Annotated in this window: 9 protein-coding genes; 5 read left to right on the top strand and 4 right to left on the bottom strand. The window is 43.3% G+C overall.

All coding sequences use genetic code 11. From position 1 onward, the window contains the following. Positions 1 to 106: 106 nt before the first annotated feature. The 3 genes from AB9H30_RS06390 to AB9H30_RS06380 form a co-directional block, all read right to left on the bottom strand. Entirely contained in the window at positions 107 to 988 is an 882-nt protein-coding gene (locus AB9H30_RS06390; RefSeq protein WP_371193821.1) for a DUF1961 family protein, read from the bottom strand. A 65-nt stretch (positions 989 to 1,053) separates the two neighbouring features. Further along, positions 1,054 to 2,442 carry a sulfatase gene (locus AB9H30_RS06385; protein ID WP_371193820.1) on the bottom strand — a complete coding sequence of 463 codons (1,389 nt, stop codon included), beginning with the start codon at positions 2,440 to 2,442 and terminating at the stop codon, positions 1,054 to 1,056. A gap of 489 nt (positions 2,443 to 2,931) precedes the next feature. Beyond that, the gene (locus tag AB9H30_RS06380) at positions 2,932 to 5,799 is read right to left on the bottom strand and encodes a family 78 glycoside hydrolase catalytic domain (protein ID WP_371193819.1); all 2,868 of its coding nucleotides are present in this window, start codon (positions 5,797 to 5,799) and stop codon (positions 2,932 to 2,934) included. 288 nt (positions 5,800 to 6,087) lie between these two features. Between AB9H30_RS06380 and AB9H30_RS06375 the strand changes: the two genes are divergently transcribed. The 5 genes from AB9H30_RS06375 to AB9H30_RS06355 are packed head-to-tail and all read left to right on the top strand — an operon-like array spanning position 6,088 to position 12,285. After that, complete coding sequence (locus tag AB9H30_RS06375) at positions 6,088 to 7,278, top strand: glycoside hydrolase family 105 protein (RefSeq protein WP_371193818.1); 1,191 nt, start codon at positions 6,088 to 6,090, stop codon at positions 7,276 to 7,278. Position 7,279: 1 nt separating this feature from the next. Further along, complete coding sequence (locus AB9H30_RS06370) at positions 7,280 to 8,491, top strand: hypothetical protein (protein WP_371193817.1); 1,212 nt, start codon at positions 7,280 to 7,282, stop codon at positions 8,489 to 8,491. A gap of 14 nt (positions 8,492 to 8,505) precedes the next feature. After that, on the top strand, positions 8,506 to 10,011 hold the full coding sequence (locus AB9H30_RS06365) for a sulfatase (RefSeq protein WP_371193816.1): 1,506 nt from the start codon (positions 8,506 to 8,508) through the stop codon (positions 10,009 to 10,011). 11 nt (positions 10,012 to 10,022) lie between these two features. Beyond that, a complete protein-coding gene (locus AB9H30_RS06360; RefSeq protein WP_371193815.1) occupies positions 10,023 to 10,589 on the top strand; it encodes a gluconate 2-dehydrogenase subunit 3 family protein in 567 nt (188 codons plus the stop codon). Position 10,590: 1 nt separating this feature from the next. Next, the gene (locus tag AB9H30_RS06355; RefSeq protein ID WP_371193814.1) at positions 10,591 to 12,285 is read left to right on the top strand and encodes a GMC oxidoreductase; all 1,695 of its coding nucleotides are present in this window, start codon (positions 10,591 to 10,593) and stop codon (positions 12,283 to 12,285) included. An 89-nt stretch (positions 12,286 to 12,374) separates the two neighbouring features. Here the strand turns inward: AB9H30_RS06355 and AB9H30_RS06350 are convergent, their stop codons facing one another. Continuing rightward, positions 12,375 to 12,959, bottom strand: a complete 585-nt coding sequence (locus AB9H30_RS06350) for a gluconate 2-dehydrogenase subunit 3 family protein (protein ID WP_371193813.1) — start codon at positions 12,957 to 12,959, stop codon at positions 12,375 to 12,377. Positions 12,960 to 13,001: the final 42 nt, after the last annotated feature.

The raw sequence follows: 13,001 nt of genomic DNA, 5'->3' as shown, positions 1-13,001 counted from the left end.
AAGCAACTTAGCGTCAAAGCAACGCACCGACGCCCGATCAACTATCGAAATCCCATATTCACAACTGGCTTTTCATTTGTCGGATACTTTATACTTTTGGCTGAATTTATCTAGCAGTCTTAGTGTACACCCTAAAATTATTATAAACAGAGTTGCGGGTAAACATTTGTCGTAAACCTATTCTACCTTGCTCAACTTGGCCTCTTTCCGGTAATGCCCAAGTAAATACTTTTTCTTTAGATGTTGGTTGACCCTTTTCTAACACTGAAAAACTAAGTTGCCCATCGGTTTTAACCACAGTAATTTTGTAAGTAACATCTTTTCGGAACAACCCAGTTTTGAAATAACTAGGCGGGACTTCCATACCCTTAAACCCTTGAGTTGGGTGTAGCGGATACACTCTCGCTCTTACATAATCATTTTCCGGTTGAGTATTGTTTTGATCATACGCAGCATAACTAATGTGCAATAATTTCATACGTTCAAAATAAAACTTCATCGAAGGCACCTGTCTTTGATGGTTCCACTTAGTAATGTCTGGCTCAAACTCACCTATACCTGAGGCCTGAATAAATAGGATATTGACCATCTTATGTTCATCATCAATTTTAGTGAAATCGTATTCTATTTTTATATCACCGCTAAATTCCTGTTTAGTCCACAACACCAAATGATGAGCATCATTTTTAACTTCTAGCCCTGCTTCTAATTTAATGCCTTTGTTGGTATTTGTTACTTTGCCAACGCGCCCATCTAAGAACCAGTTATCGTGCCAAGGGGTTTCTCCTAAGTCCTGGAACTTTAAGGTCCACCCATAGTTATCTGGCTTTGCATTAGAGACAATAGCAGGATTGATTAATTGAGCCTCTGTTTTTGTAGCATGGCTAAGCAACTCATTTGTTGACTGCATACTACAAGCTGAAATTAAGCTGATAAACACCCAAAAACCAATTAATCGAAGAATTTCTGGCTCAACTATTTTTTTCATACTTGCGCCTTTTTAATAAGATATACAAGGCCCAATTATGAAAGGCCCAATAGATTATTATGTTGCTACTTTATAGAAAGTCGCTTTTTATTTAACGCTTCAGATAATTGAGAAATAAGTGTTTTATGCTCCGGATTTTGAGCCAGATTGACGTTTTCATCTCCATCGTTTTTGTGGTCGAACAACATATTCGTTTCAAATACACCATTTTTGTCAAACCATTCAGTGTAGGCATAACGTTCAGTGAACATAGTGGTACCGCCTTGCCACTGAATAAAGGCGACTGTATTTTTATGTTCTTCAGGATCGTCCAACAGCTTAGCTACACTTTCCCCTTGCAGTTGTTCAGGCTTCGGTATGCCTAGTAAATCGCATAAAGTGGGAAATATATCCACAAACTCGGTTAAGGCATCAGTTTGCTGATTCGCTTGCTTTCCTGGTACCGAAAATATCAAGGGTGCATGGGTCGAAGTCTTAAAGTTTGAGTGTTTATTCCATAACTTGTGCTCTCCCAGTTGCCAGCCATGATCACCCCACAGAATCACTATAGTATTTTTATCTAAACCTAAACTCTCAATCTCACTCAATACACGCCCAATTTGAGCATCAACAAAACTTACACTAGCGTAGTAGCCCCGCTTTAAGCTTAATGCCATTTCATCACTCACATCCCCTTTTTTGGGTACTCCATAATAACCGCGTAATTCACCTGAGTTATGAAATGCTTGATCGGGAGCATACAAGCTCCGAAAATAATTACTGGGTAAGGAAATTTTTTCTTCAGGGTACAAATCCCAATATTTTTTAGGCGCATTAAAAGGTAAATGTGGACGGGCAAAACCCACTGCTAAGAAAAATGGTTGTGTTTTATTTGATAAGGTCTGCAAACTAGCGATGGCTTTAGAGGCGATAATCCCATCTTTATGTTCTAAATCGTCATAGTCATAATTTTCATAAGGATAGGCTCTGCCTCCCTTGTGAGTTTGAGTGATTTCAATATTTTTAGGATCGTGATAGTTGCCAACATTTTTAGGAGTCCAGGGCTCTTCACTCCAATGCTCCGCAGAGTCAGATTTTTTGTGAAATACTTTTCCTAGACTAACCGCGTAGTAACCATTCTGTTTTAGATATTTTGGAATAGTTGTTGCGTTTGGTGTTTCTACTTGTACTTGAGAATTAAAGGTAAGAAAACGTTGTGCTGTTGGCCGGATCCCTGTAAATAAACTAGCTCGCGACGCACCGCAAGTAGGCACGCTAGCAAATGCTTGTTTAAACAAAGTACCTTGTGCTGCTAATTTATTTATATTGGGTGTGATCGCTAATTCATCCCCGTATGCACCGATACTTGGCCTTAGATCATCAACGGCAATGAATAAAATATTAGGTTGTGACTTTGCCGCCCCCTGAAAACTGATGAAAACTAAAATAGCTATTTTTATAAACGTACGAATCATGAGCGCTGCCCTATTAACAAATACATTACAATTGATTCATTATAAATCAATTTTAGTCATATTTTTACAATAACAGTCAGATTGATACCCTTATTTGTTAAGTTTCAATTAACTCAGAAAATCTTAAAAATTTGAATCAGAAGTACGATCATTTATTGTCGGTCTATCAATGCTTCTAATTTAATAGTACGCCTATCAAAACCTGATAGCCAAATGTTGCACCAGCTATTGGCATCAATATTTACATGAGTTAGCTTAACGCCATGATTTGCTTACTACAAATAATGGAAATGTTGAGTATAGAACTTATTTACGATTCGTTATTAATTAGCGCCCCGCGAAATGCACTGGCTTTACACGGGCTAATGTTTTGCCTGCGTCAGTGCCGCCGAGTAGTGCAAAAAATGGCTCTATTGCTTATAGATAAGCGCTATTGAGTTAAGTTTCTATAAAGAATTCTCAACTTAACTTGCAATTAATACATTCAAGTTACTCTGAATAAACAAGTGTGTACTCTCCGGCTAGATATGTTTTAGGCTCTGACTTAGGCAAAAGCACAAGCGCACTGGTATTGTTTGGGACAGTAAAATGCCATGTTACCTCGTTGCCTTTGCGCTCCCAGCGGCTTTTGATGGTTCCATAACCTGTGGTATAAGCCACATTTACAGAATCTAGGCCCTTCACAAACTGAGGAACTAATTCAAAATCTTGAAATCCTACAGTATCGGGCATTGGCCGAATGCCTCCTAAACCTTCGTAAAACCAACCATCATAACCAGCATGAAAGGGGTGGTTCAAAGAAAAGCCAGGTGCCTTTGTGCCATCGGGGTCTTGTTTAGGATCATAGTATCCTTTTCGTTCCCATAAGGTTGTAGCATTTAATTCTTCGAACAAATATCGATAGCCTGGGTAACCCTCTGCTTTAAAAATATTAAAGGCAGTATCGGCATAGCCAAAATCACTTAACGCTCGGTATAAATAGGTTTGTCCAAGCGCTCCTACAGAGGCATGCCCGCCCCATTTTTCTAATACATCGGTGTTTATTGCCTGTGCTACCGCAGCGCGTTTTTCAAGGGGCGCAATGTCAAACATAATGGCCATGGCATTGGCTGTCTGGCTTTTATAGCTTTGGCTCTGGGCATCAAACAGCTCGGCGTGAAACTGTGTTTTCACTCGCTCAAAAAGCGCCATATATTGCTGTACTTGCTCAGACTTGTTTAGCACTTGTGAGATTTTAGCCATTAAGTTTGCGGTATGCGCGAACAACGCTGAACTGGTTACCGTTGGCGTAGTGTGCTGCGGACTACACCTTCCATTTACACGCGGTGTGCCCGGAACTCTAACGGGATCGCACCAGTCACCATAGCCAATGCGCAAAAGGGAATCTTTCAGCTTATCTTGCGCAGCATTCATGTATTCTTGCATACTTTCATATTGATTTTGCAACAACTGCTCGTCACCGTGGTGACGATAGTGCTCCCACGCAATCATAATTTCTGCAGCTGCCCAATCAAAATTACCACCGTGAGTGCGTTTACCGGGGACCACGGCCGGCGCCACAAAAGTTGCGGTTTCAAAATCTCCAAGATATTTACCCCAAAAATTATCCATATTGTAATTGTAGTTGCCGGTGATCAAAGATGCATGTGCATCCCCTGTCCAGCCGGCGCGCTCTCGAATGGGACAATCCATAGGCAATGCCATGAGGTTGCTTTCATACCCCCAAAGCGCCATGCGATGAACACGATTAAGCAAGTCGTCAGAGCTTTCAAAATGCCCAGCAATATCGACACTGCTTCTGACCAGATGCGCGTGGATCGCGTCGATAGGAGGCGCTTGTTGCAAGCCACGAATTTCAAGATATCGAAAGCCGTGCCAGGTAAAAGTAGGCGTCCATGTAGGGTCATCTAAAGAGGCTTCGTCGCCGCTAGCAATATAGGTATCTACTTGTTTTAACAAGGGTGCTCCGCCACCGCTTTTTTGGCTGATGTTTCCGGCTTTATCTACCCATTCAGCATAACGAAGATGAATGCTCTGATTCGGTGCTAGTGGAAGCTTAGTAAAATCGATAGTAGGCACACCGGTAAAGTTTTGGCCAAAATCTAAAACCCACACATCCTCTTTAGGCTTCAATACCTCTATCGGCACCAGCGCCTGCATTGCTTTTATGGGTTCAATGAGCTGTGGCTCTAAGCGCTCAGTCGGCCATTCGTGAAGCACCTTAACTTTTTGCCAGTTTGTCAGTTGATCCTCATCGGCGTTTGTATGCCATTGGTTTAAAGACTTGCGGGCGTCAAACAGCTCTCCCGAAAATAACCCCTCTTTTAGCACTGGAGATGCGTGACTCAACCAATCTTGATTAGATGTTACCAATTGTCTACTGCCATCGGTAAATTCCAACTCTAGCTGAGCAATAAACGCAGGCTGCCCATAAGCCAGAGAGCGAGTTGATCTAGCTTGTGGTGAGGCATCTGGATTATTCCAGCGGCTAAAAGCAATCTCTTCAGCATACCAACCGCTGCCCAGGTGCACCGCGATAGTGTTTTTGCCAGCATCCAACATCGCAGCAACATCATCGGTATTATATAAAATACGTTTGTCATAATCCGTTTGCCCCGGATCCATTAAACGATCGTCAACTTTATTGCCATTTAAAAAGACTTCATAATAACCCGCCGCGGTGCTATGCAAGCGGGCAGAGCGAATTTGTTTGTCAGAAGGAAGCGCAAAGCTGTGACGAAACAAACTAGCGCCAGGCTGCTGTTTTAATTGCTCCAATACGCGCGTTTGGGTTTCGCGCTTCGCTTTGGTGAGCTGAGAGTTGCTATCTTTATGAATATCTGCTGCAAATAACATCCAATCTTCAACGGCTTCGCCCTCACTTACCACCGCCTTTTGTGCTACCTGCAGCCACTTAGCCTGCCAGTCACTTTTATTAATCAGCCCCATCTGCCAGGTACTTGGTTGACTCCATGCAAGTGGACTACCGCTGTCACTGTTCCAAACTCTTACTCGCCAAAATACCTTATTATTTGAGCTAAGAGCTCGCCCTTGATACATAACGTTAAGAGACCGTCTACTGTTTACCCTACCGCTATCCCATAAGTCGGCAACGCCTGTCGTTAACAATACCTCGGTACTTGCCACTTGCACTTGATAAGCAAACTGAGTCACTACATTTGCATGCCATGAAAGGCGGGGTGTCTGGCTATGCACATTGCTTGGTGTATCAAGTCCTTCAACCAATAGATTGGTTGGAATCAACGAATCGTTGGATACAGCGGTTTGAGAAACCGCCTGATGAGAAAAAGCTGCTAACAACAGCACCACGCTAAGGTAATAACTTAAGTTTTTCATACTTTCCTAATTACTTAATAGTCGTTCATTGTCGTATACAATATCAGAAGGATTGTTTGCATTGAAGAACAATTGAAACTTTTTGACTACTTATGATTAAATATGATTTCATATTTGCTTAACAAAAGAGTAACATCTACTTATTGTCGGTTAATGCTTTTGTCCAGAGCGTTTTTGACCATAGTTTTTCTGCACCGTTTTCTTTCATAAGCCGCGGTTATTGGCTACCCGCATGATAAGAGATCGTCACAGCAAGTAGAAAGTTATTTTTTTAATAGAAGGATAGACATGAATTTCAAACTCATATTGCTTAGTTTAGTCCTTATTAGCACCATAAGCGCTGCTGGTTGCAATAATATTGTAAAAACTGGGCAAGCCGCTAAATCTGAGCAAAGCGATATTCAGCGCTCTGCTTTAGATATTGGCGAGCGCGTTGCGCAATGGCAGATTGAGCACTTAGAGAATTTTGACTATCTTGAACCCCGCTATAGAAAGGGCACTGCCGAGCCTCGAAATTGGATCCAAGCAACATTTTATATAGGTTTAACTCGCTGGACTGAAACCGTAAACGATAGTGCTTTGTTACGCCACATTAGCGAAGTTGCAGAATCTGTGGACTACAAATTTAGAACAAAACGCGACCGCCACGCCGACGATCATGCAATTGGTCAGACCTATTTATGGCTAACAGAACAAACTGGTGATCCCCGTACGTATGGTTTTGTACAGCAAGAATTTGACAGAATCTTAGCCAATCCATCTAACGTTGATTTAGAGTTAATCGAAGTAGAGCCAAAAGTCTGGGGGTATGAAGGTCCTTGCCAAGACAGATGGTGTTGGGCTGATGCTTTATTCATGGCCCCTCGCACTTGGTTAAAGCTAACGAACATTACCGGCGAAGACAAATATTTTGAGTTTGCAGACTCAGAATTTTGGGCAACGGCAGACTACTTATTCTCTGACGAGTATGGCTTGTTTTTTCGAGATAGCCGCTATTTTGAGTCGCAAAGTGATAATGGCAAACCGGTATTTTGGAGCCGTGGCAATGGATGGGTCTTCGCAGCACTACCGCTGATTATTGATGATCTCCCGAGCGATCACCCTTCACGAGACAGATACATTGCGTTATATAAGAAAAACGCGGCCGGTTTGCAAGCTATTCAAAACCCTAATGGCTATTGGCCTGCTTCTCTTTTGGACCCCAATAAAGTTAAAACGCCTGAAATGAGTGGCACTGCCTTTATCACCTTTGGCCTAGCGTGGGGCGTTAACAATGGCATTTTACGCGATGAAAAATATAACCAATCGGTTTTAAAAGGCTGGCAGGCCATCGAAAAAGCGATAGCCAAGAATGGCCGGGTAAACTATGTGCAGCAAGTTGGTAAATCACCCGACCCCGTAAAAAAAGAAGACACTCAACTTTATGGCGTTGGGGCTGTTTTGTTAGCGGCTTCAGAAATGACGAAGTGGGCAAACTAGCATGATTAACTGCAACAGCGTAAAGGTTAAAAAACAGCGCGCACCTGCGTGCGTTGCTACGCTAGCAATGCTAATTAGCCTTGCTTTGCCGACAAGTACTTCTGCAACTGATAAAAATCATCATGAAACAGATGGGATGGTGGTGGTAGAAGCTGAGCATTTTGCTAGCCAACACAAAGACAGTAAGCGTCGCTGGTTTATTGCAACTAAAGGCGCTAGCCCTAGTCCTTATGCCGACCCCGACCTCCCTCACTATGAGAATGCCAGTGGCGACGCTTATATTGAAATTCTGCCCGATACGCGCACTAATCATTTTGAGGCCCTAGTCCGCCAAGAAAATTTCAGCAATGTTCCAGGCCAAGTGGCTATTTTATCGTATCCCGTGCATTTCGAAACTACAGGCCTATACTTTGTATGGGCGCGCGCATACAGCTCTGGCAGTGAAGACAACGGTGTGCACTTTGGCTTAAATGGTACATGGCCTGAAAGTGCTCAGCGTTTGCAGCTTTGCGATGGTAAGCACCAGTGGACATGGTCGTCTGCACAGCGAGTAAACACCAATCACTGTGGTGAACCCAACACCGTTACGCTTGAAATTAGTGCCCCTGGTGTGCATAACATCATGCTCTCGATGCGAGAAGATGGCTTTGAGTTAGATAAATTCATTCTCACCACCGATAAAGAATTTGTGCCACTAGGCATTGAGGCACAAGAAACTCTGAGCACTCAGCCAGAACTCCCCAAAAAAGAGCAGCTACTCGAGATCAATGAATACTCCCGCATATTTTTTGCAGCATCTGATTTTGCCGCATCAACTACAAATAAAGTGTCGCTATATCCTCTTGCTAAGTACGATGCTCTCGCGATTAACACTGCTAACGCTAAGGACCAAAACACCTTTGCCTATGCTCAGGTGCAAATAGACCGAAGAGACGCAGGCACTCGCAAACTTACTCTTGTCGCGCTTGGCCAACCAGATGCTATCTCACGCTTTAAAGTGTTGCTGAACAATACCGAAATTGCTCGTTTCACAGCTGAAAAAACAAATCAACGCATGCAAGAGCTGTACTTTGAGGTAGACAAGGTAGCCTTGAAAAAAGGCGATGTTATTACCGTGGCAGCCATGGCGGTAACTGACAGCCAACAAGCAGAGAATGAATCACCGAGCGTTGGCGGCTTATGGCGAGCGCTTGTGCTGAGTCGAACAAATTAGTAGTGATAAGGGACATGATGAAACAACAAACATTAACAGGCCGCATTATACAAATACCAAAACATGCATGCTTTTCTCTATGTCTTGTTTTAGTTTTTAGCGCATTGTTAAGCGCCTGCCGAGCACAAAATAGTCAGCGTGAAGCGGTAAGCCAATCCAAGCAGCAAACATCCGCACCGCCTAACATCTTGTTTATCCTGTCGGATGACCACCGCTGGGATCTCATTGGTAAGTATCACCCTATTATTAACACCCCTAATTTAGACGCGCTAGCCAACAAAGGCACCGTATTTAAGAATGCCTTTGTAACGACGCCTATTTGCGCAGCCAGCCGTGTGAGTATTCTTACTGGTTTAACTGAGCGTACCCATGATTTTACCTTCGGCCAGCCCAAAACGGGGGAAATTGAATCGGCTAATATGTATCCAAATCTGATTAAACGCGCCGGTTATCAAACCGCGTTTGTCGGTAAGTATGAAATTGGTATTTCCGGAGATAATAACCAGCGTTTTGACTTTTTTAAGCCGCTACTGCAAGCGAAAACTGAAAGTTATAATGGGCAGGCATTACCGCAAACTTACTACATTGCAGCGCTAGCAAAAGAGTTTATAGAGCAATCTCAATTATCTGACAAACCTTGGACCATGGCGGTAAACTTTTGGGACCCTCATGCTCACGATAAAGACGAAATAGATCAGTATCATTATCCCGAAGAATTTGAAGACATGTATAGCGATGTCACTATTCCACCGGCAAAACAATCAGATGATGCCAGTTTTGAAGCATTACCCGAATTCTTAAAAACCTCTATAGGACGAGTTCGCTGGCAGTTTCGCTACTCTACGCCCGAGATGTATCAAAAAATGGTCAAACGCTACTACCGCGCAATTAGCGGCGTAGATAAAGCCATAGGCATGATTTACAACAAGCTAGAAGAAGCCGGAATGGCAGACAACACGGTCATCATTTACATGAGTGACAATGGCTATAGCGTCAATGAGCGTCAACTAGCCGGAAAATGGTTTGGTTGGGAAGAAGATTTGCGAGTTCCCTTAATTATTTACGACCCCCGCACCAAGGCGTCTCATGGCAAAGAAATTCATGAAATGGTTCTCAATATCGATATTACTTCAACCATTCTTGACTTAGCTGGGCTAGCACCACCACCACGCTATCAAGGTTCAAGCTTAGTGCCTCTTCTGACTGACGAAAGCAGCATAACTTGGCGAGATGAATTTTTCTTTGAACACATGTTCCAACCCAAACGAGTGTCTATTCCCCCCACGGTTGGTCTGCGCACGGAGCGTTGGAAATATGTCGATTTTTACAAAAACGATTTTCAGCAGCTATACGATTTACAAAACGACCCTCAAGAAACTATAAATTTAATTGATTCCCAAGAGCATCAAGAGGTCGTGAGTATGCTGAGTGAGCGCGTTGATTATTATATTAAAAAATATGAACAGCAAAGAAGCGAAGAAGTGAAACAACGCGATGCTTTCATTAACGTTCGACAGTAAGAGGTAACAACATGGAAAGACGAGACATACTCAAACTAGCAGCTGCATTGACAGGCTCAGCGATGCTATCGCCGCTAACGAGTTCATTGTTATATGCATCAGTAAATGACGCATCGGCGGGCACGTTAAACCGCACACCCGCATTTTTTAGTAAAGAAGTTTATGCTCAGCTTACCCAAGTAATGGACGTGATCTTGCCCAGGACGGACACTCCCTCCGCATCTGATGTGAAGGTTCCTAGTATTATGGACAATATGTTTAATAAGGTATTTAAACATGGATATCGAGACGAATTTCTAAAACGATTTGCACTGTTACAGGGATATCTTGCTGAGCAAAACTTTGCAAGCGCTGACGCTGATGCACAGCTATCAATCATCAAGGGCATAGAGGCAAAATCATATAATAAGCAAGACCCTGTGTATCGCGCCTATATCGATTTAAAACAACAGACCATTTCATACTATTTGGCAACAGAAGAAGTCGCCGAAAAACATTTAAACTACCTTCCAATTCCAGTGCAGTACATTCCACGCATTAGCGTGAAAGAAGTGGGTGGTAAGGCTTGGGCAGAATAATATGAATACTAAATTTGACGCAATTGTTATCGGCTCCGGTATTTCAGGCGGATACAGCGCTATGGAGCTTTGTAAAAAAGGTTATAAAACGCTAATGCTCGAACGAGGTCGCATGGTGGAGCATGGTGACTATCCCACAGCGCATCTAGATAAGTGGGACCTGCCAAATCAAGGCAACGTGAGCCTAGAAGAAAAAGAAAAGCACTTCTTTAAACAAGATAAGTTGGCATGGTGGGTAAAAGAAGATGTAAAGCATTTTATTAATAAAGACGATGAGTATCCTTATGATGAAGACGAGCCCTTTGCTTGGATCCGCGGTCATCACGTAGGCGGGCGCTCAGTTATGTGGGGGCGCCATTGTCCACGCTGGAGCGATATTGACTTTGAAGCCAACAAAAAAGAAGGGATCGCCGTAGATTGGCCCATACGCTATGCCGATATTGAACCTTGGTACGATTATGTTGAAACTTTTGTAGGTATTGCAGGACAACCTGAAGGCTTAAAACAGGCCCCTGATGGTAAATTTATTGCGCCCTTCCCGCTTAACGCCGCAGAAGTAAACATGCGTGCCGCGGTACGAGCTAAGTACCCTGATCGTGTCGTAACGCCATGTCGCACGGCTAATCTGAGTGAGTACAACCCAGAGGTCCATTTAGGCACCCGCGGCCAATGTATGGCAAGAAATCGCTGCAAGCGAGGCTGCCCATTTGGCGCGTATTTCAGTACGCAATCTGCCACCCTGCCCGTCGCTAAAGACACTGGTAATTTGACCTTAAAATCTGACGCCATCGTAATGGAAGTGATTTATGACAAGGTTTTGAAAAAAGCAAGCGGCGTCAAAGTAAAAGATGCTAACACGGGTGAAACAACAATATATGAAGCGCGCATAATATTCTGTAACGCTAGCACTGTCGGCACAGCTGCTATATTGTTAAACAGTCGCTCTGAAACCTTTCCCAATGGTTTAGGCAATACTAGCGGCGAGTTAGGCCATAATTTGATGGATCACCACTACAGAATGGGAGCATCGGGCACTCTAGAAGGGCTAGAGGAAGAGTACTATAAAGGTCGTCGACCCAAGGGCTTTTTTATCCCTCCTTTTACCAATATCGATGACAGGACACGTCAAAAAGACTACATTCGAAATTTTAGCTATCAAGGCGCCGCCAGCAGGGTAACTAACTCTCCTGATGGGGTGGTCGGACCAGAACTAAAAGATGCCATACTTAAACCTGGTAAGTGGCGAATCAACATGGAATGTTTTGGCGAGATATTACCCTACCACGAAAATCGTATGTATCTCAATTTTGACAAACGCGACAAGAACGGCATGCCAATTATTACATTTGACGCTAAATTACGCGAAAATGAAATCAAAATGCGTGAACATGGAGTTAAATGCGCAATTGAAATGCTTGAAGCAGCTGGCTGTACTAATATACGCGGTCGCAATTTGTTATCTGAGTCAGCGGTAGGTGCATGTATCCACGAAATGGGAACAGCGCGAATGGGCCACGATCCCAATACCAGTGTGCTCAATAAATGGAACCAGATGCATGACGTTCCTAATGTGTTTGTAACTGACGGTGCCTGTATGACAAGTGCAGGCACTCAAAATCCAAGTTTGACCTATATGGCCTTAGCAGCGAGAGCAGTTGACTATGCAGACAAGCAAATAAAAGCCCGTAAACTTTAAATTATCAAGGGGTGACAACACTGCATTGCGCCCCCCCTTTTTTTCTGCATCTAAGAAGTAATATTAGCAACCGCAGCAACCGCGGGTATTCACGATACTCGACCCAAGCGTTCATCCACCATTTGTTTATATTCAGCTCTTGTCACACATCCTTTATAGCTCCCGGGAATAAGCATGTAGTCAGGATTTGCTTCTTCTGAAGTATAGTAAATATGAAAAATCATTTCTTTAAGCTTGCGATAGTTAATTGACAGATCTGAGAATTTATTCGCGAAGGCACGTTTATCAAGCTCAGTAATTAAAGCCACTCGCTCAGCTTGGGAGGCATCTTGATATGCAGAATCGTAGGTATCTCTGGCAAGTTTGTCTGCTTGTTTGATAAATGCGCGATAACGCTGCTTTGTTTCGGTACCTGCCCAAGTTAGCATTAACGCATCAAGAACAGGAATAACATGCGCGTCGCTTGCGCCCGGCGTATCGGTGCGCGGGATCATGATTTCAGCGATATCGACTAACACCGTTAGCTCTTTTGCATCAAAAAACTGACCGGGCTCGAGTATTTTTTGCAGGCCAATTTTACTTTCGCTTACCGGCAAGCTTGCCAAAAGCGGCGCTGACACCACAAAAGCAGTGGTACCCAAAAATACTCTTCGCGTTATTTTAGTTTCTAACATACGATTTTCCTTACGCTTACACAATTTAATAAGATTACCGCC

It is taken from the genome of Glaciecola sp. SC05, from assembly GCF_041380235.1.
GTDB lineage: Bacteria > Pseudomonadota > Gammaproteobacteria > Enterobacterales > Alteromonadaceae > Glaciecola.
The sequence above is the reverse complement of the archived record's forward strand: the minus strand, read 5'-3'. Positions and strand labels throughout refer to the sequence as shown.